Source organism: Fictibacillus enclensis (assembly GCF_030123385.1).
Lineage (GTDB): Bacteria > Bacillota > Bacilli > Bacillales > Fictibacillaceae > Fictibacillus_C > Fictibacillus_C enclensis.
Genome location: NZ_CP126109.1, coordinates 1,680,670 through 1,706,947, shown reverse-complemented (window position 1 = coordinate 1,706,947; position 26,278 = coordinate 1,680,670). Strand labels below are relative to the sequence as shown.

At 43.7% G+C, this 26,278-nt stretch carries 27 protein-coding genes and 1 riboswitch; of the genes, 10 read left to right on the top strand and 17 right to left on the bottom strand.

The annotated features are described in order from the left end of the window. Positions 1 to 30 precede the first annotated feature (30 nt). The 4 genes from QNH15_RS09145 to QNH15_RS09130 are packed head-to-tail and all read right to left on the bottom strand — an operon-like array spanning position 31 to position 3,838. Positions 31 to 999, bottom strand: coding sequence for a sugar phosphate isomerase/epimerase family protein (locus QNH15_RS09145; protein WP_283894217.1), 969 nt, complete (start codon positions 997 to 999; stop codon positions 31 to 33). Further along, positions 996 to 2,060, bottom strand: a complete 1,065-nt coding sequence (locus QNH15_RS09140) for a Gfo/Idh/MocA family protein (RefSeq protein ID WP_061968722.1) — start codon at positions 2,058 to 2,060, stop codon at positions 996 to 998. The genes QNH15_RS09145 and QNH15_RS09140 overlap by 4 nt, the downstream gene beginning before the upstream one ends. Further along, complete coding sequence (locus QNH15_RS09135; protein ID WP_283894216.1) at positions 2,057 to 3,094, bottom strand: Gfo/Idh/MocA family protein; 1,038 nt, start codon at positions 3,092 to 3,094, stop codon at positions 2,057 to 2,059. Before QNH15_RS09135 ends, QNH15_RS09140 begins: the two co-directional genes overlap by 4 nt. Before the next feature lie 24 nt (positions 3,095 to 3,118). Beyond that, a complete protein-coding gene (locus tag QNH15_RS09130; RefSeq protein WP_283894214.1) occupies positions 3,119 to 3,838 on the bottom strand; it encodes a ThuA domain-containing protein in 720 nt (239 codons plus the stop codon). 203 nt (positions 3,839 to 4,041) lie between these two features. Between QNH15_RS09130 and QNH15_RS09125 the strand changes: the two genes are divergently transcribed. Beyond that, positions 4,042 to 4,269, top strand: a complete 228-nt coding sequence (locus QNH15_RS09125; RefSeq protein ID WP_283894212.1) for a hypothetical protein — start codon at positions 4,042 to 4,044, stop codon at positions 4,267 to 4,269. Positions 4,270 to 4,307: 38 nt separating this feature from the next. On the opposite strand, the gene QNH15_RS09120 is transcribed toward QNH15_RS09125, so the two are convergent. Further along, positions 4,308 to 5,534, bottom strand: coding sequence for an MFS transporter (locus QNH15_RS09120; protein ID WP_283895512.1), 1,227 nt, complete (start codon positions 5,532 to 5,534; stop codon positions 4,308 to 4,310). A 93-nt stretch (positions 5,535 to 5,627) separates the two neighbouring features. After that, positions 5,628 to 7,151: an MDR family MFS transporter gene (locus QNH15_RS09115; RefSeq protein WP_283894210.1), complete on the bottom strand. Its 1,524-nt coding sequence runs from the start codon at positions 7,149 to 7,151 to the stop codon at positions 5,628 to 5,630. Between the two features lie 220 nt (positions 7,152 to 7,371). Between QNH15_RS09115 and QNH15_RS09110 the strand changes: the two genes are divergently transcribed. The 4 genes from QNH15_RS09110 (at position 7,372) to clpP (ending at position 10,394) form a co-directional block, all read left to right on the top strand. Then, positions 7,372 to 8,721: an IS1182 family transposase gene (locus QNH15_RS09110; RefSeq protein ID WP_283889030.1), complete on the top strand. Its 1,350-nt coding sequence runs from the start codon at positions 7,372 to 7,374 to the stop codon at positions 8,719 to 8,721. 216 nt (positions 8,722 to 8,937) lie between these two features. Then, entirely contained in the window at positions 8,938 to 9,540 is a 603-nt protein-coding gene (locus QNH15_RS09105) for an ArsR/SmtB family transcription factor (RefSeq protein WP_283894209.1), read from the top strand. Further along, on the top strand, positions 9,537 to 9,788 hold the full coding sequence (locus QNH15_RS09100; RefSeq protein ID WP_283894208.1) for a hypothetical protein: 252 nt from the start codon (positions 9,537 to 9,539) through the stop codon (positions 9,786 to 9,788). Before QNH15_RS09105 ends, QNH15_RS09100 begins: the two co-directional genes overlap by 4 nt. Positions 9,789 to 9,812: 24 nt before the next feature. Then, positions 9,813 to 10,394 carry an ATP-dependent Clp endopeptidase proteolytic subunit ClpP gene (gene clpP / locus QNH15_RS09095; protein ID WP_061968710.1) on the top strand — a complete coding sequence of 194 codons (582 nt, stop codon included), beginning with the start codon at positions 9,813 to 9,815 and terminating at the stop codon, positions 10,392 to 10,394. Between the two features lie 132 nt (positions 10,395 to 10,526). On the opposite strand, the gene QNH15_RS09090 is transcribed toward clpP, so the two are convergent. The 5 genes from QNH15_RS09090 to thiD form a co-directional block, all read right to left on the bottom strand. Next, on the bottom strand, positions 10,527 to 11,876 hold the full coding sequence (locus QNH15_RS09090; protein WP_283889030.1) for an IS1182 family transposase: 1,350 nt from the start codon (positions 11,874 to 11,876) through the stop codon (positions 10,527 to 10,529). Positions 11,877 to 12,005: 129 nt separating this feature from the next. Continuing rightward, positions 12,006 to 12,248, bottom strand: a complete 243-nt coding sequence (locus tag QNH15_RS09085; RefSeq protein ID WP_061968706.1) for a hypothetical protein — start codon at positions 12,246 to 12,248, stop codon at positions 12,006 to 12,008. Positions 12,249 to 12,312: 64 nt separating this feature from the next. After that, positions 12,313 to 12,993 carry a thiamine phosphate synthase gene (gene thiE, locus QNH15_RS09080; RefSeq protein ID WP_283894207.1) on the bottom strand — a complete coding sequence of 227 codons (681 nt, stop codon included), beginning with the start codon at positions 12,991 to 12,993 and terminating at the stop codon, positions 12,313 to 12,315. Then, a complete protein-coding gene (gene thiM / locus QNH15_RS09075) occupies positions 12,990 to 13,811 on the bottom strand; it encodes a hydroxyethylthiazole kinase (RefSeq protein ID WP_283894206.1) in 822 nt (273 codons plus the stop codon). The genes thiE and thiM overlap by 4 nt, the downstream gene beginning before the upstream one ends. Continuing rightward, entirely contained in the window at positions 13,808 to 14,614 is an 807-nt protein-coding gene (gene thiD / locus QNH15_RS09070; protein ID WP_283894204.1) for a bifunctional hydroxymethylpyrimidine kinase/phosphomethylpyrimidine kinase, read from the bottom strand. Before thiD ends, thiM begins: the two co-directional genes overlap by 4 nt. Before the next feature lie 85 nt (positions 14,615 to 14,699). Then, positions 14,700 to 14,800, bottom strand: a riboswitch (TPP riboswitch). Positions 14,801 to 14,960: 160 nt separating this feature from the next. Here thiD and QNH15_RS09065 point away from each other — a divergent pair. The 3 genes from QNH15_RS09065 to QNH15_RS09055 all read left to right on the top strand — a co-directional run bounded on the left by QNH15_RS09065 (position 14,961) and on the right by QNH15_RS09055 (position 16,647). Next, the gene (locus QNH15_RS09065) at positions 14,961 to 15,203 is read left to right on the top strand and encodes a hypothetical protein (protein WP_283894202.1); all 243 of its coding nucleotides are present in this window, start codon (positions 14,961 to 14,963) and stop codon (positions 15,201 to 15,203) included. Positions 15,204 to 15,330: 127 nt separating this feature from the next. Continuing rightward, on the top strand, positions 15,331 to 15,561 hold the full coding sequence (locus QNH15_RS09060; protein ID WP_283894200.1) for an IDEAL domain-containing protein: 231 nt from the start codon (positions 15,331 to 15,333) through the stop codon (positions 15,559 to 15,561). Between the two features lie 144 nt (positions 15,562 to 15,705). Continuing rightward, a complete protein-coding gene (locus QNH15_RS09055; RefSeq protein WP_283894198.1) occupies positions 15,706 to 16,647 on the top strand; it encodes a YecA family protein in 942 nt (313 codons plus the stop codon). A 25-nt stretch (positions 16,648 to 16,672) separates the two neighbouring features. Here the strand turns inward: QNH15_RS09055 and QNH15_RS09050 are convergent, their stop codons facing one another. The 3 genes from QNH15_RS09050 to QNH15_RS09040 form a co-directional block, all read right to left on the bottom strand. Then, the gene (locus tag QNH15_RS09050; RefSeq protein WP_283894196.1) at positions 16,673 to 17,767 is read right to left on the bottom strand and encodes a GerAB/ArcD/ProY family transporter; all 1,095 of its coding nucleotides are present in this window, start codon (positions 17,765 to 17,767) and stop codon (positions 16,673 to 16,675) included. A gap of 150 nt (positions 17,768 to 17,917) precedes the next feature. Continuing rightward, a complete protein-coding gene (locus QNH15_RS09045; RefSeq protein WP_283894194.1) occupies positions 17,918 to 19,135 on the bottom strand; it encodes a Ger(x)C family spore germination protein in 1,218 nt (405 codons plus the stop codon). Then, complete coding sequence (locus tag QNH15_RS09040) at positions 19,132 to 20,631, bottom strand: spore germination protein (RefSeq protein ID WP_283894193.1); 1,500 nt, start codon at positions 20,629 to 20,631, stop codon at positions 19,132 to 19,134. Before QNH15_RS09040 ends, QNH15_RS09045 begins: the two co-directional genes overlap by 4 nt. Positions 20,632 to 20,849: 218 nt before the next feature. Here QNH15_RS09040 and QNH15_RS09035 point away from each other — a divergent pair, with 218 nt between their 5' ends. Continuing rightward, positions 20,850 to 22,742 carry an IS1182 family transposase gene (locus QNH15_RS09035; protein WP_283894192.1) on the top strand — a complete coding sequence of 631 codons (1,893 nt, stop codon included), beginning with the start codon at positions 20,850 to 20,852 and terminating at the stop codon, positions 22,740 to 22,742. On the opposite strand, the gene QNH15_RS09030 is transcribed toward QNH15_RS09035, so the two are convergent. The 3 genes from QNH15_RS09030 to QNH15_RS09020 form a co-directional block, all read right to left on the bottom strand. Then, the gene (locus QNH15_RS09030) at positions 22,641 to 23,984 is read right to left on the bottom strand and encodes an APC family permease (RefSeq protein WP_283894190.1); all 1,344 of its coding nucleotides are present in this window, start codon (positions 23,982 to 23,984) and stop codon (positions 22,641 to 22,643) included. The two genes, QNH15_RS09035 and QNH15_RS09030, sit on opposite strands and share 102 nt — an antisense overlap. Before the next feature lie 126 nt (positions 23,985 to 24,110). After that, positions 24,111 to 25,145: a YkvI family membrane protein gene (locus QNH15_RS09025; RefSeq protein ID WP_283894188.1), complete on the bottom strand. Its 1,035-nt coding sequence runs from the start codon at positions 25,143 to 25,145 to the stop codon at positions 24,111 to 24,113. A 148-nt stretch (positions 25,146 to 25,293) separates the two neighbouring features. Further along, positions 25,294 to 25,569, bottom strand: coding sequence for a hypothetical protein (locus tag QNH15_RS09020; protein ID WP_061968683.1), 276 nt, complete (start codon positions 25,567 to 25,569; stop codon positions 25,294 to 25,296). A 268-nt stretch (positions 25,570 to 25,837) separates the two neighbouring features. Here QNH15_RS09020 and QNH15_RS09015 point away from each other — a divergent pair, with 268 nt between their 5' ends. Continuing rightward, positions 25,838 to 26,254, top strand: a complete 417-nt coding sequence (locus QNH15_RS09015; protein WP_283894186.1) for a phage holin family protein — start codon at positions 25,838 to 25,840, stop codon at positions 26,252 to 26,254. The last annotated feature ends 24 nt before the right edge of the window (positions 26,255 to 26,278 follow it).

Here is a 26,278-nt window from a genome sequence, read left to right as displayed (position 1 = left end):
GCAGTCTACTAAAGGCTCGTTTTTTTTATTTTACACCCACCACATTTCTGCAGGAGTCTCTTCAATCATTACATCATTCAGATTCTTCACGGCACGGGCAAACCCTTCATTGATGCTCATGAGCGGGTCCTCATGCTCAATGCTGACCACATAATCGTAGCCATAGGTTCGTAATGCGCTGATCATGTCGGACCATTCCTGGACGCTATGGCCGCAGCCAACAGAACGGAAGCTCCATGCCCGGGATCTGACTTCCCCATATGGCTGCATATCGGTCAATCCATACATGTTCACGTTATCCTGATCAATATACGTATCCTTGGCATGGAAGTGGTGGATGGCATCCGCTTTGCCAAGAATTTTAATCGCTGCCACAGGATCAATTCCCTGCCACCATAAATGGCTTGGGTCAAGATTGGCACCAATGGCGTCACAGGTTTCTTCACGCAATTTCAATAGGGTATACGGGGTATGTACCAGGAATCCGCCATGCAATTCCAGGCCAATTTTCACGTTCTTGTCTTTCGCATATTGTCCCCATTCCCGCCAATAAGGAATTAATTTTTCTTCCCACTGCCATTTCAGGACATCACCATATTCGTTTGGCCAAGGGGTAACCGGCCAGTTAGGGTACTTAGCTTCTTCATGGTCCCCAGGCACACCAGAAAAGCAGTTGACAACCGGAATTCCGAGCATACTGGCCAAATCTACTGTTTTAACAAAAGTCTCATGAGAAACGCGGGCAAACTCCTGATCTGGAGAAAGAGGATTTCCATGGCAGCTCAATGCGCTGATCATCAAATCCCTTGACTCTACCTGGTGAAGAAAATCTTTTCTTTTTTCCTCACTGTCTAACAGTTCGTCCAAATTGCAGTGAGCGTTTCCCGGGTAATTCCCCGTTCCGATTTCAACCGCTTTTACTCCTTCTTTTTTCACATGATCGAGCATTTGTTCAAGGGACATTTCAGAAAACAATACCGTAAATACACCTAACTTCATCGACTCTCCACTTCCTTTCGCTCATTTAATTTCACACTGCTTCCAATTAAACTACTTTCATAAATGGCTTCAATCAGCATTGACACTCTTCTTGCTTCTTCTGGCTTTACTACCTGCTCTGCCAGCCCGAGGCAGCATTCCACAAAGTTTTCCGCCTGCGGATTTCCAGGATTATCATCTCCCGGGATAAAAGCGGCTTCCGAATTCAGCAATAGCCCATGTTTGGCCTGATTCAAGTGAAAAGGAAAAACATCAAGACCGCCTTTTTCACCGGAAATGCTTACATTCTCCAGGTCCTCTTTGATGTTGGCCGACCAGGAGGTTTCCAATAACAGAGAAGCTCCATTTTCAAACCGGACATAGCCTGTTACATGATCATCCACCTCGAAGGTGCTATGGTCGAAATCTCCCCACAAGTTCACTTGGTCAGGAGTACGGCTCAGCAGATTGTATTGGGATCCCATCACTTCCACCGGCACTGAATCCCCCATCAGCCAGAGTGCCAAATCCAGAAGATGGCACCCATAATCGATTAAGCTGCCGCCGCCCTGCAGTTCTTTGTTGGTAAAAACACCCCAGCCGGGAACTTTTCGACGCCTCAAGCCCTGTGCCCTGATGACGAGCGGCTCGCCAATTTCGCCTTCCAGCATAACTTTCTTCGCTGCCTGGGCATTTTTCATGAAGCGGTAATGATAGCCAATAGACAGCACTTTACCGGACTCCTTGGCAGCTTTTATCATCTCATCACATTCCTTGGTGGAGAGTGCCATCGGCTTTTCACAAAAAACATGCACTCCTGCTTTTAGCGCTGCCACAGAGATTTCTGCGTGAAATTTATTCGGCGTTGAAATAAATACAGCATCCACGTTTTCCAGAAGATCATGATAATTCTCATAAACTCCCGGAATATTATACGTTTCTGCGATCTGTTGGGCACGGTGATGATTAACATCACTTACACCCGTTATGACTGCTTTCTCGGCCAATTTGCGCACAGCTGGGATATGCCTCGATTCTGCAATCCCGCCGACTCCGATAAAACCGATTTTCAGCATATTCATGCAAGTACTCCGTTGGCAAGGCTCACATTCTTTTTCGTTTCGCTAGCTTTTAATGCGGCAATAATTACCGCAAGTGAGCGTTTACCTTCTTCTCCGGAAACAGCTGGCTCCTCATCATTTAAAATACATTCTGCAAATTTAGCGATGACCCTGGAATCATTTTGTCCTCCGGAGTCGTTCGTCTGAATTTGACCAAGTGAGTAATTAACTACAGAACCATCCTTGTACTGTGCAACCAATGAATATTCAGGACTTTCTTCCATGCGGAGAATCCCTTTTTCACCGTAAATGATTGTAGAATTATCTTCTTTGGCAACATAGGACCAGCTTGCGGCAAGTGTGCCAATGATTCCGCTTTCCGTTTTTAAAACACAAACGGCCGTATCATCCACCGTAGCATTTTCTTTTGAAGACGTTTCCACAAAAGCAGCGACTTCCTCGATTTCTTCTCCTAAAAGGAAGCGAAGCAAATCCGTTTTATGAACGCCAAGGTCCCCCATCGCTCCAATAAAGGCTTGTTCTTTTTTAAAGAACCAGCTGTTTGTCCCATCGGCACTCCATGTTTCTGGTCCCGGATGGCCGAATGCTGTTCTGAAACTGTATATCTTACCAAGCTCTCCTTTTTCAAGGATTTCACGCGCCTTTTCATGTGAGCGAACAAAGCGCTGGTTGTGGGCAATCATTAATTTCTTGCCGTTTTTTTCACTGGCCATAATCATCTGTTCTGCTTCTTCAAGAGAGGTGGCCATCGGCTTTTCACATAATACATGCTTGCCGCTGTTCAGGGCAGCAATGGTAATTGGTGCATGCAGGTAATTGGGAGTGCATACGCTGACCGCTTCAATTTCCGGGTCCTTTAAGAGTTCCTCATAGGAATAATAGGCTTTTGCTCCATATTCTTTGGCGATTTGATCGGCGCGGAGCTGATTGATATCGCATACAGCGGCGATTTCTGTCTCTTGGTTTTGCTGGTACTCTGGCAAGTGTCGGTGCTGGGCAATACTGCCACATCCAATAACTCCTACTTTAATCATTTCTTGGTTCACTCCTTGTGTAAATTACTTTGCGCCAATAGCTTCAAGCGGCTTGGCATTTCCGTAGACTGGCTTTTCACTCGCTGCAGGCTTTGCCCACTGAACGGCATTGACAATAACCTGCTGAATTTCTTTATTATGATAGGTCGGATAGGTTTCATGCCCCGGGCGGAAATAAAAGATTTTACCTTGGCCGCGCTTGTATGTGCAGCCGCTGCGGAATACTTCCCCACCTTCAAACCAGCTGACAAATACGAGTTCATCCGGAGTTGGAATGTCAAAATGTTCTCCGTACATCTCTTCTTTTGGCAGTTCGATATATTGTCCGATATTGGCTGCAATCGGATGAGATGGATCAACGACCCAAAGGCGTTCCTTTTCATCTGCTTCGCGCCATTTGAGGTCACATGACGTGCCCATTAATTTTTTGAAAATTTTAGAGAAGTGCCCTGAGTGAAGGACAACCAGTCCCATGCCATTCAGCACCCTTTGCCGGACCCGCTCCACTACTTCATCCGATACTTCATCATGGGCGATATGGCCCCACCAGATAAGAACATCGGTATTGTCCAGCACTTCCTGGCTCAAGCCATGCTCTTCTTCATCCAATGTAGCGGTTCCTGTCTGAATTCCTTCATTTTCTAAAAATTGCTGAATAGCTCCATGAATTCCATCCGGGTACACCTCGCGTACTGCCGGATTCTTTTTTTCATGGCGGTTCTCGTTCCAAATGGTTACCTTCATTGGTTACACTCCTTTGATTTATGTAGAAATCCTGTTCTTTCAAAAGGGTAAACGTTTACGTAATTTCCAAAGAACAACTGATGTAAACGTTTACCTATATTTTAATGGACATTGCGTTTTTGTCAATTACTAAAATAAAAAAGGTTTTAAAAATCACGGAAAGGCTATTACTACAGTACAGACAAAAAAAGGAGAGATTTCATATGGATAATGATAAAAAGCAAGATAAATTACTGGACCGGAATGATAGAAATGAAGCTTTTGAAAAAAGCCAGAAAAAACAGCTGGAACGTGATCAGCTCGTCATGCCAACCGACGATCTCCCTCTTGAAGACATAAAAGATGAAAATATAGAAGAACGGAACAAGGAAGAAACGAAAAGTACCTCTTCTTCCGAAAAGAACCTTAATCCTCCAGAAGGAAAACGATAAACGTGAAGAGCCCGCCTATGGCGCCGGCTCTTCTGGTGTTACCTGGTTTGTTCCATCTCCCATGCCTTGACCGTTTGATCGTTTGGCAAAAGAAAGGTCAATACTCCTGCAAATGGCAAGAAACTCACCAGCAGCATAATAAAACGTACGCTGTACAAATCCGCTAAATTCCCCAAAATCACAGAGCCCAACGCTCCCATCCCAAAAGCCAGCCCAACAATCAGACCAGAGACCATTCCGATACGGCCAGGAAGGAGCTCTTGGGCGTAAACGACGGTCACTGAAAAACTGGACATGATGATAAAACCAAGCAGCAAAAAGATCGGATAAACCCAGAGCAGACTGACATGCGGAAGCAGCATGGCAAGAGGTGCGGAACCGAGCATGGACCAGAAAATCATGTTCCGCTTTCCGAAACGGTCGGCAAGGGGACCTCCAAAAAAAGTACCCGCCACACCTGCAGCCAAAAAGACGAAGATGTAATACTGCGCATGAGAAATGGACAGATGATAGTTTTTAATCAAATAGAACTGGTAAAAATTAGAAATACCCGATACATACCAGGAACGTGCGAAGACAAGAAAAACAAGAAGGCACACAGCAAACGTAATTTGATTCTTTCGTTTGGGGTTCGCCGCCTTCTTTCTGTTTTTGTTGGCAACACGCGGAAAAGCAACCAGCCTTGAACGGTACCAGCCAGACACAAAAATGAGCACTGCGATCGCCAAAGCAGCGACCAGCGTAAACCAGATGGCGCCAAATTGGCCAAACGGTACAAAAACCAGCGCGGTCATAACCGGTGCCAGCGATTGACCGGTATTCCCTCCCACCTGATAAATGGATTGGGCAAGCCCCCTCCGTTTTCCTGCTGCCATATAGGCCACTCGTGACCCCTCCGGGTGAAATACTGCAGAACCAAGTCCGATAAAAACAACGGAGAGCAGTATGTATGAAAAATGGCTGGAAAAAGCAATCCCCACCATCCCAGCCAGACTGCAAGCCATGCCCAGTGGAAGCAAAAAAGGTGATGTTTTTTTATCGGTGTACCACCCGACAACGGGCTGCATAATGGATGAGGTCATATTTAGTGTAAACGCGATCCATCCGAGCTGTGCAAACGACAGATTCATAGACTGTTCCAGTATCGGAAAAATGGCTGGAATCACCGATTGCATCGCATCATTCAGTAAATGGACAAAACTAATCGCAAATAAAACCTTGTAAATCGTTTCCGTTGCGGAAGCTTCTTTTTTAACGGAAGCCATTGCCATTCTTTCTTCCTTCTTTCTGTAAACTATTTGTATTGTAAAAGATTAGCATGGTTCACCCCTTTTTAACAGTAAAAAAAGCATCAGAGGTTACCCCTCTGATACTCTTCCGTTACTCATTGATTCATCCGATTCCTTGACGCGTGCCTGCCCCATAAAAAAGATAAACAGCAGCGCAGCGACAACACAAATCAGCGAATAGCCAAACGTGTCGGCAATAGAGTTTGCCAAAATATCCGTCATCTTGTCCAAAACCTCAGGCGGGATTTGTTTCCGTACTTCCGGCTGCAATAACGCCCTTGAGTTCACTGACTTTTGAAACTGACCAAATTGAGGCAGGGCATCCTTCAGCCGATCACTTAACAGATTGTTTTGAATGGTACCAAAAATCGTGATGCCCAGCGTCATGCCGATGAGGCGGAAAAATGCATTCTGGGAATTGGCGGAGCCTCTCTGTCTGGCGTCCAGCTTATGAACCGAAGCCATGCTGAGCACAGGAAAGGAAAAGCCCACTCCGATTCCGGCAAGCACCATATACAGCGTAACCAGCATTCTTGAAGTGCCCGCATCCATCGTACTGAGCAAATAAACGCCAATCAGAAAAATAACACCCGAGAACATCATGACCTTGCGATAGGAAGAGCGGATCACCGTTCGTCCTCCGGTCTGGCTTCCCACTACCACCCCGATCATCATGGGCATCAATATCAGACCCGCATTCGTCGCTGACCCGCCAAAAACACCCTGAATATAAATGGGAATATACATCGTTGCCAAAATAAACACAGAACCATAGAAGAAAGCGATCGCCTGGCTGGAGAGAAAGAGCCTCTTTTTAAAAAGGGCCAGGGAAACAATTGGATCTGCCGCCCGGCGTTCAGCCAGAATAAACAGAACGAAAAGAACGGCAAACCCCGCCAGCAGGGAAAGAATTAGCGCCGAATCCCAGGCATACTCCTTTCCGCCAAATTCCAAGGCAAACATCAGACTGACAAGCGAAGCAACGAGCAAAACCGCACCAAGATAATCAATTTTCTGTTCACGGTGTTCCAGAGATTCAAAATAGAACTTGAAAATGAAAAAGAGGGATAGAAGTCCAAGCGGTAAATTCACATAGAAAATCCAGCGCCAGTCCAGATAATCTGTCAAATACGCACCAAGAAGCGGACCAAAAACACTGGACATGCCAAAGACCGCTCCAAACAGCCCGGTCATCTTTCCACGCTGTTCAACAGGAAAAATATCAAAAATAATGGTGAAGGCAATCGGCATCAGCGCGCCGCCTCCAACTCCCTGAATCGCCCGGTAAAGACTCAGCTGTGTCATGGTGTCTGCCATCCCGCAAAGAACCGATCCGAGAATAAAAAGAGCCAGTCCGGTAATATAAAACTTTTTCCTGCCATACATATCAGACAGCTTTCCAAAAATCAGCATGCTTGCCACAGAAGCAATCATGTATGCGGAAGTTACCCAGATAAATTTCTCAAAATCCCCTAATTCCGCAACAATCGTTCCAATCGCCGTAGCCACAATGGTATTATCCATGGCTGACATCAAAATACCCAGCAAAAGGCCCGCGACGACAAACTTTTTGCTTCTTTGTTGATTTACCATACATTCTTTCTCCTTGTCATTAATTAATGGACAGCTCTATTCTTTTCTCTTTGGATAGGGCAATACCTGCCAGGGTGAAATAAAAAAAGAAAGAGCTCATAAGCTCTTTCAGGCTGTCGAGAAACTCTCGACAGTCTATTTTTTTATCCATCAACTTTATTTATTCACCGCGTTAATTTGTTATAATATAACTAACAAATAAGGATCGGACGGTGTTTGTATGTATAAGCCTAAAAAGGATACTCAGAATGAAGCAGAGTTTGTTTTTATCGAAGATTTGGTTCCTGAAGACCACCTCTTGAGGAAGATTGATCGCTATATCGATTTTTCTTTTATCGGTGAGAAAGTTCGTCCTTATTATTCAGAATCTACAGGACGTCCTTCGGACCCTATTCTGCTTTTCAAGATGATGTTCATCGGCTATTTCTACGGCATTCGCTCAGAACGACAACTTGAACGAGAAGTCAAAACCAATATCGCTTATCGCTGGTTTCTTGGCTTAAAACTGAATGACCCTGTTCCAGATCATTCCACGATCAGTTGGAACCGGCGGACTCGTTTCAAAGATACCCACGTCTTTCAAGAGATCTTTGATGAGATCGTCCTTCAAGCCATGAATCATAAAATGGTGGGAGGAAGAGTCTTATTTTCCGATTCTACCCACCTTAAAGCGAATGCCAATAAACATAAATTCACAAGAGAAGAAGTGGAAGCAGAAACAAGAGGATACATTGAAGAATTAAATCAGGCGGTCGAGGAGGACAGAGAAAAGCACGGAAAAAAGCCCTTAAAAGAGAAAGAGGAGGTGAAAGAAAAGAAGCAAATTCGCAAAAGTACGACTGATCCCGATTGTGGTTTTATGTCGCGAGACCATAAACAAGAAATGTTCTGTTATTTAGATCATAGAACGACCGATATGAAATTCAATATTATCACCGATGCCTATGTCACCCCTGGGAACGTGCATGATTCTGTGCCTTACCTTTCTCGTTTAGACCGCCAAATCGAACGATTTCAATTAGGGGTAGAAGCTGTGGCTTTAGATTCAGGCTATCTCACCACTCCGATTTGTAAGGGACTTTATGACCGGACGATTTTCGGGGTGATCGCCCACCGCAGATACCACCCAACAAAAGGGCTGATGCCGAAATGGAAATTTACATACGATAAAGAACGGGAAGTATATGTTTGTCCCAATGGCCAGGAACTCGTCTACTGCACAACCACAAGGGAAGGATATCAGGAGTATAAATCGGATCCCAAGCTATGCGCAGAATGCCCACTATTAAATGAGTGCACGCGTTCAAAAAACAAACAAAAAGTCGTAACGCGCCATGTCTGGGAAGAACATAAAGAAAAAGTACGCGACAACAGACTGTCGGCTTCTGGAAAGATGCTTTATAAATTTAGAAAAGAAAAGGTGGAGCGAAGCTTCGCAGATTCGAAAGAGCTGCATGGGCTTCGCTATTGCAGGTTGAGGGGATTACAGAATGCGAGTGAGCAGGTGCTTCTCACAGCAGCCTGTCAGAATATGAAAAAGATCGCCACACACCTAGCCAAGCTTGGCTAGGTGTGTGAGGATCTTTTTCTTCAGAGAAATCACACAACAGGGCAGTAATTCTAAACAAATAAAAAAGCTTGTGGAGAAAAAACAGAGCTTTCTCCACAAGCTGAGAAGCCTTTCGCTTCTGTTTTTTTTGTTTAAAACTTGAAAGGTTTGACAAAAATAAGCCTAACGTAATAAAATAATTTTACGTAATACATTTATTTTAAGTGAGGTGAAGCTGTGAACCAGAAGGCCCGAATAGAAGAAACGTATTTGGTCACATTGCCAGAGCAAGCTGCAGCCCTTTTGCATCCCATTCGTTCGGAGATTGTAGCTGCCTTGAAAGTCCCCGCTTCAGCCACCGAAATTGCCAAAATGCTAAACGAAACACCGCAAAAAATAAATTATCACTTAAAAGCACTTGAAAAAGTAGGGCTGGTGCAAAAGGTGGGCACAAGGAATGTCAGAAATTTGGTAGAAGTACTATATCAGGCAGTGGCAAAAACCCTGATTTTGTCTGAATCACTTGGCTTGTCACCGGAGACTTCACAAAAGTTGCAGGATCAGCAAGCCCTGGCTCATGTATTATCATTGACTGAAGCAATAAAAAAAGATGCCCTGCAGCTCATGGAACAGGCAGAAAAAGCACAAATTCCAAGTGCCGTTCTTCAGGCTTCCGTCAGTTTATGCGGAGAAAAACAGCGGAATGAATTCATGAACGAATATTTCTCACTGCTTCATCAGTTAATTGAAAAATATCAATCAGGAGAAAAGGAAAACGGCGAGGAGTACCAGGTGTCTATTGCTATTTATCCAAAACCTGAAGGAGGAAAACAGGGATGAGCGACGTGAAGAAGCAGACTTCTCTTGTATGGGAAAAGAACCGGAAACAACAACTGCGGGATGAAAAAGTGATCAACCTTCATGAAAGAAAAAATGAGCAAGAAGAGAAGAACAGGGAAGAGCTGCGAACGGAAATCATGATTGAAACAGAGGGAAAAATGCCATCAAAGGTTGTCTACATTACATCCGGATTTGGAAAAATCGCTGCTGGCAGCACGGGATCTTCGCCGTACTGCATGGCAGCGTAAGAAACGTACAGGAGGAAAAAGATCATGAACTTAGTGCCAATGGTTGTTGAAACCACGAACAGAGGCGAACGCTCGTATGATATTTATTCAAGGCTTTTAAAAGACCGAATTGTCATTATTGGCAGCCCAATTGATGACAATGTTGCCAATTCTGTAGTCGCTCAGCTGCTATTTCTGGCAGCAGAAGATCCCGAAAAAGATATTTCCATCTATATTAACTCTCCTGGGGGATCTGTTACTGCTGGTTTGGCGATTTATGACACGATGCAATTTATTAAACCAGACGTGTCAACGATATGTATCGGGATGGCGGCATCCATGGGCGCTATCCTGCTGATCGCCGGAGCAGAAGGAAAACGGTATGCGTTGCCGAATGCAGAAGTCATGATTCACCAGCCGATGGGCGGGACAGAAGGTCAGGCGGCAGACATGATTATCCACGCCAAACGAATTATTCAAACGCGGGAGATCTTAAATAAAATTATCTCCGACCGCTCAGGTCAGCCGATGGAACGGGTGGAAAAGGATACAGACAGAGACTTCTTTATGACAGCGCAGCAAGCACTGGACTACGGCATTATTAACAAAGTGATTGAAAAACTATAGGTGTAACGGAAAGAGCTTATGAGCTCTTTCAGCTTGTGGAGAAAGCTCTGTTTTTTCTCCACAAGCTTTTTTATTTGTTTAGAATTACTGCCCTGTTGTGTGATTTCTCTGAAGAAAAAGATCCTCACACACCTAGCCAAGCTTGGCTAGGTGTGTGGCGATCTTTTTCATATTCTGACAGGCTGCTGTGAGAAGCACCTGCTCACTCGCATTCTGTAATCCCCTCAACCTGCAATAGCGAAGCCCATGCAGCTCTTTCGAATCTGCGAAGCTTCGCTCCACCTTTTCTTTTCTAAATTTATAAAGCATCTTTCCAGAAGCCGACAGTCTGTTGTCGCGTACTTTTTCTTTATGTTCTTCCCAGACATGGCGCGTTACGACTTTTTGTTTGTTTTTTGAACGCGTGCACTCATTTAATAGTGGGCATTCTGCGCATAGCTTGGGATCCGATTTATACTCCTGATATCCTTCCCTTGTGGTTGTGCAGTAGACGAGTTCCTGGCCATTGGGACAAACATATACTTCCCGTTCTTTATCGTATGTAAATTTCCATTTCGGCATCAGCCCTTTTGTTGGGTGGTATCTGCGGTGGGCGATCACCCCGAAAATCGTCCGGTCATAAAGTCCCTTACAAATCGGAGTGGTGAGATAGCCTGAATCTAAAGCCACAGCTTCTACCCCTAATTGAAATCGTTCGATTTGGCGGTCTAAACGAGAAAGGTAAGGCACAGAATCATGCACGTTCCCAGGGGTGACATAGGCATCGGTGATAATATTGAATTTCATATCGGTCGTTCTATGATCTAAATAACAGAACATTTCTTGTTTATGGTCTCGCGACATAAAACCACAATCGGGATCAGTCGTACTTTTGCGAATTTGCTTCTTTTCTTTCACCTCCTCTTTCTCTTTTAAGGGCTTTTTTCCGTGCTTTTCTCTGTCCTCCTCGACCGCCTGATTTAATTCTTCAATGTATCCTCTTGTTTCTGCTTCCACTTCTTCTCTTGTGAATTTATGTTTATTGGCATTCGCTTTAAGGTGGGTAGAATCGGAAAATAAGACTCTTCCTCCCACCATTTTATGATTCATGGCTTGAAGGACGATCTCATCAAAGATCTCTTGAAAGACGTGGGTATCTTTGAAACGAGTCCGCCGGTTCCAACTGATCGTGGAATGATCTGGAACAGGGTCATTCAGTTTTAAGCCAAGAAACCAGCGATAAGCGATATTGGTTTTGACTTCTCGTTCAAGTTGTCGTTCTGAGCGAATGCCGTAGAAATAGCCGATGAACATCATCTTGAAAAGCAGAATAGGGTCCGAAGGACGTCCTGTAGATTCTGAATAATAAGGACGAACTTTCTCACCGATAAAAGAAAAATCGATATAGCGATCAATCTTCCTCAAGAGGTGGTCTTCAGGAACCAAATCTTCGATAAAAACAAACTCTGCTTCATTCTGAGTATCCTTTTTAGGCTTATACATACAAACACCGTCCGATCCTTATTTGTTAGTTATATTATAACAAATTAACGCGGTGAATAAATAAAGTTGATGGATAAAAAAATAGACTGTCGAGAGTTTCTCGACAGCCTGAGAAGCGAAAGGCTTCTGTCAATTGATGAACGGCAGAGCCGCCAGAATAATAAAAACCAGCACCATGCCTGAATTAAAATAGAATTCTATTTTCAGTTTAAAATAATACCGTTCCACTGCCCTGAACAAAAAAACAACAGCGAGGATGGCAAAAAGGACGGAAGGGCTGTTTACATAAATGCCATTCCAGAGTGCACTTAAAAAGCTCAACAGTAAAAGCACCATCTCCGCATATGACCAGGCTTTGCTCCGTTTTTTCATAGAGACACCTCTTTCATGCATCGTCCATTTATTGTACGGAACACGCATGAAAACAGTGCCCTTCCTATTTGATAATTTTGTTTGAAGAGTTATTCTGTTTGGCATTCTCTACCGCTTTTAGAAGTTCCCCAGCAGCTTCCGAAGGTTTTAGATGGTTACTGATGGCCGTTATTACAGCTACCCCATCTGCGCCTGCCTGAACGACTCCTGATGCGTTGTCCTTATTGATACCGCCAATTCCGACGATAGGGGCATCTATTCCGTTGTCCCGCAGCTCACGAATCACCGAATACCCCATCACCGGCCTTGTATCCATTTTTGTTCCTGTCGGATAAACCGGACCGACTCCGAGGTAATCGGCACCAATTTCAAGCGCATGCCGCGCTTCATTCAGACTGTGGACCGAAACACCCAATAGTTTTCCCGGAACGGCTTTACGGATTTCCTCGAGATCTCCGTCTTCCTGTCCGACATGCAGTCCGTCTGCATTCAACTTCTTCATTAAATGAATATCATCGTTAATGATAAATGGAACGTTAAATCGGCCGCATATTTGTTGAAGGGCCATGGCAAGTTCTATCCGGTCGTTTCCTTCCAGACAACCCTCCCCTTTTTCACGGAATTGGAAAATTGTTGCTCCACCAATCAGCGCCTTCTCCAGAACTTCTTCGGCATGTGATGGACAATTGGTGCTTCCCATAATAAAATATACCTTCATTCTTTCTTTCAGCGCGGTCTTGCTCATCGGCTGTTCCCTCCATCCACAGTTTCCCATCTGCCAGTCTCATCAAGCTCTTCATCACGCAGAAGATATAGCTCATCCAAAACAGCCGTTTGAAAACTTCCTGGCCCGCGCGCGCCGGAAACCGCCCGCTCTGCACAAATGCCCAGGTAAGTAAGCGATCCGGCCACCCGGTCGAATGGAGTCAAATCAGCCGTTACGGATTTAGCAAGGAACAACCCGATCAGAGAGGTGGATAAGCAACCCGTCCCTGTCACATAGGAAAGCATTTCATGCCCCCCTCTTATGATCATAGTTTCTGTCCCATCACTCAGGATATCCTCTTTACCCGTAATGGCGACCAAGCAATTCAACCGATTGGCCGCATAGCGGGCCAGTTCCGAATTGTCCTCTCCCAGACCCCCGTCTACCCCTTTTCCGCTCCATTCTTCTCCGCTTAAGAACGCGATTTCAGCCGCATTGCCGCAGATCACATTTGGAGAAACTTCCTCAATAATATCCAAAACAGCCGTTTTTCTTAACGATGATAATCCCGCACCGACCGGATCAAATACAACCGGAATTCCATTGGCTTTGGCTTTTTTTCCGGCGATAATCATTCCTTTCACCAAATCCGGTTCAACCGTTCCGATATTCAATATAAGGGCGTCGGCTGCCATTACTGCTTCTGCTGCTTCTTCATAATGATGGGCCATCATGGGGCTTCCTCCGGCAGCGAGAATTCCATTGGCCAGAAAATTCATCGTTACCTGATTGGTCATATGATGAATCAAAGGTTTTTTCAAGCGAATATCTTTTATAAGATTTGGTAATTTTGTCATTGGTATTTCCTCCTGTATGCCCAGTGGTTGGTCGGTCCATGGCCGCTTCCAAGATGAAGGGGTACGCTGATGGCTTCCTGTATAAAGGCTTTGGCGGTTTCAACGGCTTCAATCGGAGATTTTCCAACAGCAAGTTCGGCTGTTATTGCAGCAGCAAATGTACAGCCTGTTCCATGGGTTTGTGATGTTTCAATGCGTTTCCCTTCAAATTCAATCAATTGTTCCCCATCATAATACAGATCCACTGGTTCATTTTCATGGGGAAGGTGACCGCCCTTGATGACGATTTTCTTTGCTCCCAAACCATGCAGAAACTTGGCTGCGTCTTCTCTGCCCTGTTTGTCCTCAATCTTTCTTCCGGTCAGTTGCTCGGCTTCTGGAATGTTTGGAGTCAGTATTTCTGCGAGGGGAAGAAGGTGTTTCTTTAGAGCTTCTATTGCATCCTTCTTAAGCAGTTCTGACCCTCCCTTCGCGATCATCACCGGATCAACCACCACATTGGTCCATTTATATTCCTGAATAAGTGAGGATACCGCCTCAATAATTTCGGCACTGAAAAGCATGCCTGTCTTCAACGCGTCTGGCCGCAGATCATCTGCAATACTTTTCAGTTGGTCTACCACCATTTCAACCGGTATGGCATGAATATTTTGGACACCTGTAGTATTTTGGGCGGTGACGGCCGTAATGACCGACATGCCATAAGCGCCTAATTCTTGAAAGGTTTTCAGGTCGGCCTGTATGCCGGCACCTCCCCCGGAATCCGATCCTGCTATGGTTAAAGCTTTTGGTGTGTTGGACATTATAGAAAACTCCTTCTTTTTCTTGACTTCATGTAAAAAGCCGCCCTCAAAAAGAAGGCGGCTTAAACATCATCATTTAGCTGGTCGTCCGTTTAAGCCACTTCCCTACGACGGTATGATCCGTATCAGGTTCAAAGGGTCAAAGTTCACTTTTCTCAGCTTTCACAAGCTCCCCTAGTGGTTGTTGCTATAAATATTATTTACACTCTATCGTATCGGACATCAATAAAGGCGTCAAATCGGAAATATGGAATATGTCGAAAAGTTAGTGAACGGCGTTTAAAAAGAGCGCGTTACGGGCATATTTTATACAACACCCGATAGAAACTCTGGAGGGAGAGAAATTATGAATATAAAAGAGAAACTGCAAAATTTAAAAAACAACCCGGAAGATGTATACAGTCATGCTCAGTCAGAAGAAACCTTCTCAAGAAATTACACCAATCCAGTCGAAGTCAAATATATCCCGACAAAAGAAGTTTATGAATTGCGAGTTTTTGACATGGAAGGCGGTGAGCAACTGGAAAGTAAAACTTTCCATTCCGTAGATGAGGTGCTGGCTGATTTAAATCTGGAAAATCAAAAATAACAAATCTAAATTTTCAGAATAAAATTGTTGCTATTATCTCTTGGGATAAGTATACTAGTAAAAACCCACTAAAGCATTAGCTATAATTACACAAGCTTTTGCAAAAATATTCAAGGAGGAATAGAGCATGAAAGATAATACGTCGTATAATAAAGATATGAACGATCTTGTGAAATACAAACTTCAGAAGAAAAATGACCCGTTCGCTTTTAATATGGTTGCTCAGATGATCCTTGATGAGTCCTTGCACGCCTTTCAAATGAAACGTTATAAAGAACAAATAGATGAAGCCCTTGAGAAACGAGACGAAGCCAGGTTTATGGAATTGACCGACGAATACCTTCGCTTCCTGGGGTAAGAAATCAAACCTTTTTGGTTTGATTTCTTTTTTTTTTGCCCTCTCCCAGTTGTGCGGCAGTGCAAAAAGTTGCATTATCATGCGTTTATGCTAGTATTTACAAGGTGATTATTTACAACATGAGCAGTATGTACGGAGGGTAACATGAGTAAAGTAAGACGAAACGATCCTTGTCCTTGCGGAAGCGGGAAAAAATATAAACATTGCTGTCAACGGTCGCTGACAACAACAAAGATGAAACAAATGGTTGAAATCAGCCGTCACCTGGAAGGGCTGGCAAAGTTTGCTTTTGACAACTTTCATGAAGACATGGGAAAAAAAACACGGAATTTTATCCAACAATTTAATGTTGATAATGAGCAGGTGGAAACATACGCAAACTTGATGGTATGCTGGCTCATTTTTCATTCGGCGGCTCAGGACGGTAAAACACCCGTAGAACTGTACCTTATGGAACAAAAAGAAAAAGAAGAGCGTCAGGTCTACGAAGTAGTGAAAGAATGGAAGAACACCACCCCTTCACTGTATACCGTTCAGGAACAGCTAAACCGGAACGTTTATAAGCTGAGAGATTATTTCACTCATCAGGAACATACGGTTGAAATCCATTCAGAATCCCTTCCTGAAGTGGAATTACTTGTTGCAGGTTCGCTGATCGCTACAGGGGAACATCAAGAATTTTACATTGATTATGCAAAAATTCCGGTTTCCGCTTCCGATCTATCAAAGAAACTGCAAACCATTCAGTCTGAACAATTAACAATGAAGGACGATTTTCCAAATGTTCTTCACATTCTTTTGTCCAACAAGTCTGCTGTTCCGGTCAATGATTCGGTTTTAGCTCTACTGAAAAATACAGCTTCTTCCGAAATTTATGAAAAGGCCATTCCCCTTTGGGATCAATGGAACAACAGCCAAAAGCTGACCGTTCGAAAAGAACAGCTTTTCGCTGGAGCACTGCACTATTATGTCAGCAAACACCACCTAGAACAAGGAACATCACAGGCGGAAACAGCTGCTTTATACGATGTTTCAGCGTCCAGTCTTTCTGCCAAATACCGTCAGCTTAAAAGTACCATTCAATAAAAAACCTGCCAATGGCAGGTTTTTTTTAACTTTCTGTTGGTTTGTGTTTCTTTCGGATAATTCCAATTAACATAACGACAATCAGGATAAGATAGAGAGTAAACCACCAAAGCGTCCAGTTTTTGGCCACAAAATCGGTGAACTCCATCGTGTTTGAATGTACATGATTGGCCATCGCCCAGACCCACAATCCTGCAGGCAACAAAAACGTTCTGTAGCGGTGATGTTTGGACATATGCTGCAATCCCATCATGCCTGCATAAAAACATACAACAATTTTTACAAAAATCCCGACAATCCAGACGGCTCCAATCAACACTTCAATTCTCTCGAGCAGCTTAACTATATTAATGGCGCGCATGAGTTCGAACGTAGGAAACGTATTACGGCTCACCAGATAATAACCATCAACACCGATTACGATAATGATCGTTATCAAAAGAATTAAGCCTGAAATCGCGATAGCCATTAAATACGTTCTCATAAGATTTTTCTTTTTTGATACATATGTAAACACGGTCCCCAGCAGGATGACCTCAATAAAAGGAAATCCCGTTGTTGTATAAGCTCCCTGAAGGATACTCCTAGGTGGTTGCTCCAAAAAAGGCTTTAAATTATGCAATTCAAACCGGTTGAGAGTCAGTAAAAGGGACACAAGGAAAAGCACGCCCATGATCGGGTTCAGAAACTCATTAACCCTGGCTATATTATTCAGCCCGTAATAACAGGAATAAAGGGACACGATAATCAGCATCATTTGAAACGTCCATGCATTGGTGTCCGGCAGCACACTTGAGATCATAAAATTGCTGACATTACGAACCACATAGGAACAAAGATGCAGAGCATAAAAGACAACCAAAAGGGAGATCAGTCCGCCTATCCATTTTCCGACGGCTTTTTCAGCAATGACAAAAATGGATTGATACTGATACTTCGACAGCAAATAGATCCAAAGCCAGTTAAGGATAAGCCCCGCAGCCAGAGCAATAATCATGGACAGCCAGGCATCCTGTTTGGAATAAAAGGATGTTAAGTTGGGGGCCAAAAGCAGAGAGCTTCCTACCAAAAAGCTGATGGTCAGCAGTAGCATCTGCCACTGATTCAATTTATGGCTCATCGTTAGCCTCCAAACCACATTTCATAAATCGGTACATAGATTTTACCAACCCACGTCGTAAAATGAGCGAAGTCGTGATCAGTTAAATAGCTGAACGTATATAACAGCGATATCAGCCAAAAAAGGGTAAGTACAATATGATATTTCCGGTTATTTTTTTTGCTGGTTGACTGTTTCAATTCTCGCACCTGTCGTTACCAATGTTATTTTTGCAGAGGTGTGGACCTTTACCTGTGCAAATTCCTGTTTCCATTGATCTTTTTTCTTTTTCCAAATATCGGGATTTTCTTCCTGAAGAAAGCGCCCAAAACCAAATATATCTGCCTTTTTTAATTGTGCTTTCCGGACTGCCTGTGAAAGCTCTTCTTCCACCACTTTTCCGATGAAGCGCTCCATTTTTTTTAACTCCATCGGATCCGCAACATTCATATTGCAGGTGACTTCCTGAAGATACCCCTTCCCTTTAACTTGTATATTAAATGTGACGTGATCACCCTTTAACACAGGTTTCACCTTTGTTTTGATTTCCTTTGCGACAAAGCCCAAGTGGCCCTTTTTCTTTCCGCACGTTTTTGTAATAATTGATAGCTCCTTCGTTTTTCCCGTAATCATCGCCCAGCCCTTCGATTGTTCCTCATTAAGCCAGTCGGTCAATTTATCTTTCTTAAAAATGGCCGTTCCTGTGATGATAAAGGTTTTATTATTTGCCTTAATTTCATCCAAATTTGAAGTTTCAGCGGCCTTTGCGGATTTCTGAAGAACCTTAATTCCCGGAATGGCAGGATCACGGCGTTCACCAAACTCCCATCTGACCACTTCCTTTTCCTGAACACCTTCAGATAAACCTGTTGAAAGCGCAGATAAATCGAGCCGGTTTTTCAGGGATTCTCCCGGATTTTTAAAGATCGGAGTATACAAAGTCAGTATTTCTTTTGCTGTAGAATCTTTGGCAACAAACATCGGCACTGTCTCCCGGAACTCATGGTTTCGCTCCACGAAGTCAAAAATGGGACGGATTCCTTTTTTTCGTGCATATTCCTCACCGATAACGAGACTATTAATGTGTGAAAACATTAAATAACGCGGAACAATCCGGCCAGCATTTTGAATGGCTTCATAAACGGTCGCACCCTTTATGCTGTAGGTGTACACCGCCCCTCCCGATCCCACTGAAGGTGCTTCCCCCTGGTTTCCTGCCATTCCACCAGGATTAGAAACTTGAAGATGAACTTCGGTCTTTCCGTTTTTCGACAAGTCAATCCCGAGTGAAGACACAATCAGGAGTTCATTCAATTCCCTTCTCCCGTTACAGCCGGCTAATACAAGCAAAAATAACATAATAAGCATCAATGGTTTATTTTTTTTCATCGGTCAGCGTTCCATTTTTTATAAAATTTTGTGTTCTTCCACCAAAATGGAAGACGCAGCATCGTATCATCCTGTTCATCGGTGAAAGGAGCCAATGACGTAAAATAAGGCCTGCCCATAGAGGTCAGCGAACACAAATGAATGAACAGAGCAAGCATAAACATAGTGATGCCGTACATCCCAACCGTAGCGGCGAGCACCATAAGCAGAAAGCGTAAAAGTCTCGCTGCACCACTGAAGGCGTAGTAAGGTGAAACAAAGCTCGAAATCGCTGTTAATGACACCACAATAACAATAGCCGGTGACACCAATCCTGCTGCCACGGCAGATTCCCCGATAACAATCGCTCCAACAATGGAAACCGCCGAACCGATAGGACGCGGCATCCGGATTCCTGCTTCTCTCAAAATTTCAAAAATCACTTCCATGATGAGGGCTTCCACAAACGCTGGAAATGGAACACCTTCACGCTGGGCAGCCAGGCTGATCAGGAGGTTTGCCGGGATCAACTCATGATGAAAGCTCGTAACGGCAATAAATATACCGGGAAGTGAAATGGAAGTACCAAACGATAAAAGCCGGATCAATCTCACCAATATGGACAGGTCATAGTGACTGTAGTAATCCTCAGCCGCCTGAAAGAATGAAATAAAAGTAACGGGTGTAATCAGGACAAAGGGTGTCCCTTCCATTAAGATAACAATTTTACCCTCCGCCAACGCTGCTGCTGCAACATCGGGGCGTTCTGTCGATTGAAACGTCGGGAACGGTGTATATCCGTTTTCATCAATCATTTCTTCGATCATGCCACCCTCAAACACTTTATCCATATCCAGATTGTGAAGCCGGTTCATCACTTCGTTTAGCACTTGCTGATCCGCTTTATTCTTCACATAGGCTACCAAAACCGAAGTCTTTGTCACATTTCCCACTTGAAGCGATTTAAAGCGAAGCTGTGGATTGGAAATTCTTCGTCTTAAAAGGGTAGTATTGATTTGTAACGTTTCAATAAACCCTTCACGCGGTCCCCTGACCGTGGTCTGGGATTCAGGTTCGTCAATGCCTCTCGTCGGGAAAAATTCAAGCGGGATTGTATAAGCTTCGTTAATGCCGTCCACGAAGACAGCCGCTTGTCCTTTCAGAATCGGGGTGATGATATGACCGAACAACTGATGTTTGCTGACAACAGATGAAACTTCAATTTGGCCAATCAGTTTCTCGGGAAATACATCCTCTTCACCGTCCTGCCAGTCATGAATGGGCTGGAGAATAGATAAGTCAATCTGCTGCTTGTTTACGAGTCCTTCAATAAAGCAGACAACAAAGGGGATGGGACGATCATCAAAGAACAAAATCTTTACGTCCATACTTTCACCAAGGATATTCTTCAGGTGTTCCAGATTCTCTTTAACAACTTGCGACACTTCAATATTTTCATAAGATTTCGTTTCAGAACCCGCGGTCGGCCGTCTTTTCAATCGCCTTTTCATTTTCATCCATCCACCTCCATTCCGTTTCATCTTACTTACTATTTTCTGTAGAGAGGTTTTATTTTATTCCAATTGAAAACGGGGCTGTCCAGAAAGTCAGTGTAAACTGACTTTCTGGCAGCCTTTTTTTAAAATACTATAAAAAGTACACAAAAAAATCGTCCTCTTTAGTAAAATGAAAGTTACCACACCAACATTTTCACGAAAAGAAAGGACGATTTTTTATGCGCAATCTTACGATTACTACTGAAAATTATACCACGCAAACGAGCCTTCCTCTAGGGGGAATCCAAGAAAGTTCTTCTACTAAACGAAAATTAGCTCCCACCTTCAAACCGTACGATAACCAACAAGTTCAAATGATCTTTGATCTGCAGGAATGGATTCCAGCCCACCATGTGGCACGTGTAATTGATGAGATGGTGGAGGGCATTCCTGATGACCGGCTATTTTCTTATTACTCCGGCGGTGGACGGAGCTCATATCACCCAAAAATGATGGTGAAAGTCCTCCTCTATGGGTATTCACAGAAGGTCTATTCGTGTCGCGGAATTGAAAAGCTGCTTCAGGAAAATCTTCCGGCCATGTGGCTCGCAGCCATGCAGAAGCCCGATTTCCGAACGTTGAACGACTTTCGCGGCCAACGGATGAAAGCCTTGATGGATGAACTGTTTGAAACCATGATCAGGCAACTCATCCAGGACGAGTATATTACGATGGATCACTACTTTTTGGATGGTACAAAGATCGAAGCCGATGCCAATAAGTATTCTTTCGTGTGGAAAAAATCCACCGTGAAACATGAAGCGAAGTTGAAAGAGAAAATTCAAGAAACACTGCACCACATCAACCGCCTCACTGAATTAGAAGCGTTGCCAGAAGGGGATGAAACCAGCGATGAGCTCTCCCTTCCATTAGAAGAAGCCGCAACGATTCTCGATGAAGAAGTCACGTCCCTGACGGATGCGATCGAGAAGGAAACGAATACCGAAAAACGCAAAGAGATGCGTAAGAAGCGCAGTATCTACAAAAAACCCTTGAAGCTTATTCGTCACGATTTCTTGCCTCGTTTAGCCAAATATAAGGAACAGAACGAACGGTTTGGAGACCGGAACAGTTACTCCAAAACCGATACCGACGCCACCTTTATGCGCATGAAAGAAGACCACATGAAGAACGGCCAGTTGAAACCCGGCTACAATGTACAGATGGCGACCGAGAACCAATTTGTTTTGTTTTATTCCCTTCATCAACGCCCGACAGATACGCGGTGTTTCATTCCTCATTTTGAGAAACTGGCCGCGTCTTCTTTACCGATGCCGAAAACCGTGATTGCGGATGCCGGTTATGGCAGCGAAGAGAACTATTTGTTTGCGGTCGGAGAAGAAACAGAACCGCGATTTGATTTTCTGATTCCCTATGGAAGCTATTTGAAGGAACAAACCCGAAGCTATAAAAACGAGATCAAAAACGCAAAGAACTGGGTATATGAGGAACTCGATGATTGGTTTATCTGTCCCAATGGCAGAAGGGTACCGTTTAAGAAATATCTGAAGAAAAAGAACCGATCCGGTCTGGAACAAAGTTTCAAGATTTATGAATGCGAAGATTGTACGGATTGCCCGTTTAAAACCAAGTGCACCAAAGCGAAAGGGAACCGCCAGGTGCATTGGAACACGATCTATGAAGAAATGAAGGCCAAAGCAAAAGCAGCCCTTGAATGTGAGGAAAAAGCCGCGATCTATGCCCGACGTAAAGTCGAAGTGGAAAGCGTCTTTGGCCACATCAAGGGCAATCGGTCGTTCCGCAGGTGGTCGTTGCGGGGACTGGACAAGGTACATGTAGAGTTTGGAATCGTGGCATTGGCCCACAACCTCCTGAAAGTAGCAGGCATTCGCCTGACTACTTTCAGGAAAAAAGAACAACCAAAAAAAGCAGGACGGAAAAACTTATCGTTTTTCCGTCCTGCTTTCATTTTAGGGACTTATTGGACAGCCCCTTTGGATAAGAAATTATTAAGCTCTCTTTTGCAATTGCGATTTGTGTTCTGCCTGGTTTCTTTTGTTAAGATACCAATACAAGGGCAATCCTGCGAGTGTAACAGCAATTGCCGTTAGGCTGTCAGCAGGATTATCAATTATCGTAGCTATTACAATATAACTGGCGCCGATGATGGCAAACCCCGGAACGATTGGAAACAGAGGTACACTGTATGATCTTTTCTTCCCTTCGTTTCGTTTTCTCAAAACAAACAAAGCATAAAACGCAAATATATAAAAAATATAAATGGCAAATATCGCCATGGCGGACAGGTAATCCGGATTCGATACCAGCATGAGGCCAACAGCTAATACCACCTGAAGCCCGGTTGCCGGAATCGGTGTTCCAAATTTTTCAGAAACAGAAGCAAAGAGGCGGGATGCCGGCAGCTGCTTTCGAAGTGCCATTGCGTAGGTTACACGCGGAAACGTTAAGATCTTTCCGTTCAAACAACCGAAAATGGAAACAGCAATACCCACAGCAATCAATTTTCCGCCCATCTCACCGAACAATAGGGAAGCGGCAGTTCCGGCTGAATTCTCTCCCAATTCAACAATACGGCTTGCTGGTAGTACATGAAGCATGGCCACATTTACCAGCAAATAAGCCACTGTTACAAAAAGAATCCCGCCAATGATCGCTTTAGGTAGTATTTTAGCAGGATTTTTCATTTCCCCAGCCACAAACCCGACCATCAGCCAGCCATCATAAGCAAACAATGTTGCCAGAATGGCCGCTCCCATGCTGATTTCTCCTGTAAAGCCGCTTCCTGCATTCAAAACCTGTTCATTTCCCTTCCAGAGACCAAACACAACAATTAATACAATCGGGAGCAACTTTCCCACAGTTGCGATATTTTGAACAATACCCCCATATTTCGTGCCAAAGCTGTTGATCACAGCAAGGAAAACAACCGTAAAAATACCAATCCATGGTCCCGTTTTATCATTCCAGCCAAACAAATGAGCAAGCAATGAACCAAAATAAAGACCGAGGCCTCCAATGATGGCAGGACCGTAGATCACTGTTTGCATCCAGCCGCTCAGATAGCCCCAAACTTTACCGTAAACCTCTTCCAAATAAACATATAGTCCACCAGTTTTCGGAATCTGGGTCGCCACTTCAGCAATGGTCAGTCCTCCTGCCAGAGTGATCAGGCCTCCGAGCAGCCAGGCCAGGAGCGCCATGTTCGATCCACCTGCATATTCAATGACTTTTCCAGGTTTCATGAAAATCCCGGAACCGATTACCGTACCAATAACAATAGACATCGCCACGGATAGGCCGATATCTTTTTTAAGATCTGCTTCTGTATTCACGCTGCTGTCCACTCCCAAACTATTTTTGTCTTCTCTAGAAGGACTTTCTATTTATAAAAACTTTATCACAGCGTGTAAGTCCTGTCACTATAACCAAAAATAGTAATTCTATTCTAAAAAATCTTTTTATTTAAAATCCTTTTTCAGTGTGATCACCAGCAAATAAGCGAGCCCAACCCATCCAAACAACGGATAAAGATAATGAAGAAGTGAAGAATAGCCAAACAAACTGATCAGGTACCCCCCGCTCATTAACAACAGCAAAATGAGATTGGATGAAAGCTTGAATGATTTTTTCAAAGGAGCGACAAGGCCGAACAGGTTTCCAATCAGCGTGGTGAAGATTTCACCATATACGACGAGCAAAAACAACAAATGCACGAAGATTCCGAGCCGGCTTATGATCTCGGCAACAGGGATTTCATAGTGAACCGATTGAGGCACCAGATAAAGGGCAAAATGGCTGTTTAACAAGATGAAGGTCAATCCAAGCCCTCCTAAAAAACCACCCCACCGGATGATTGATTCATCCTCCGCCTCTCTGCTAAGCGGCACGAGAACCGCTTGTGCCAGTGTTAAATTAAACGCAGCATAAGTAAACGGGCTGAACATCCATCTCCAACTCCCGGTAAAATCCTCTGTCCGGATCAGAGGTGCCTCAATCGGAGAAAAAAGCATGGACACCGATATAATAATGGAAAAAAGAATCATAATGGGCACAATGACGGAATTTGTCCATAAAATACCTTCCATCCCTTGTTGCATAACAATAAAACACAATAAAACGGTGAGCAGTATACCGGCATGAAACGGCAAATGAAGCTGTTCAGTGAATAATGCTCCAGTACCAGACAGCATGACAGCTGTTACACCAAACAGCATCACGAACATAAGCAAATTAATACTGGCGGCAAATTTGTCTCCAAAAAGGTACGAGTTTAGCGACTCATACGTTTCCGCTCCGATTTTTCTGGCAAGGAGCATGATTTTTGTACCAAGAAAGATAAATAAAAAACCACTGATCAAAATGCCGGCAAAGCCCGCAGAACCATGTATGGTAAAGAATTCAACGATCTCTCTTCCCGTCGCGAAACCTGCCCCTACGATAGTGCCGATATAGGTAGCACCGATTTGAATAACCTGTTTTTTTCGTTTTTGCATGATCTCCTCCAGCTCCGCTCGTCCTCTTCGTTAATATGTATGGCCGGGACCTGTAATTTAGAAGGACATCATCAAAGCTGTGATTACCAAACCAAACTAAAAGGACACGTGAGTCGTCACCTGGAGAGACGACTCACGTGTCCTTTTCCTATTTTTTCTTTTTGCGTTTGGGCAATTTATCAAGGAGCCAGCCTTTGCCGATTTCGCAAAAGCGTAATGGCATCTCCATCGAGATTAATATCCTGTCTTTTCCCACTATATTTAACATTCCGGTTTCCTCATTGACCTGTCTCACTTCTGCACTTTCCGTACCTGACACCGGAACGACCATTTTTTCATTGTTAAATCCTTTAATTTTAAAAACCTTTCCGTCAAAAGAAACTTTGTGACAATGTGGAGGGAGACCAAGGGTAATTTTGTTCACATTAAAACCTCCTATAAAGATTTTCTCATTTAAAGATTTTCTTCATTGTAACAGAAATGTGCGTGTCTTTTCTTTAATTTTTAAATTTTTTAAATATTATATTTACATTTCAATAAGCTTTACCTTCCCTCTAATTTAGTTAGATAAACGAAAAAAATGGTTGCTATTAGCCACAACCTTTCAGTAAAGGAACCAATTATTACGTTCTATCATATTCTAATAGTCAATACTAGATTTTTATTTTGAAAACTATGAGGTGGATATCTACATGAGTAGAGTTCAAATGCTGTTTAAATCCTGCTCTGCACTGGCAGGCGCCTATGCAGGTTATTTTTTTGGTCCGATGTCACCATTGATCAATGCTCTTGTAATTTTAGCTATACTTGATTATCTGACAGGTATTATTGCTTCTGCCTATGAAGGAAAACTTTCCAGTTCGGTTGGCTTCAAAGGAATTTTAAAGAAAATCGCTATTTTTTGCATTGTAGCTGTTGCCCACTCACTCGATACTCTTTTGGGCGGTCATTACATTCGTGATGCCACCATATTTTTTTATTTATCCAATGAATTGCTGTCCATCATCGAAAATGCGGGCCGGACAAACCTTCCCCTGCCCCCTGTGATCAGAAAAGCGTTCCTGGTTTTAAAACAAAAGGGAGAGGAGAAAGAAAAAAAAACAGACTAGCTCTCTGCCAATCTGTTTTTCGGT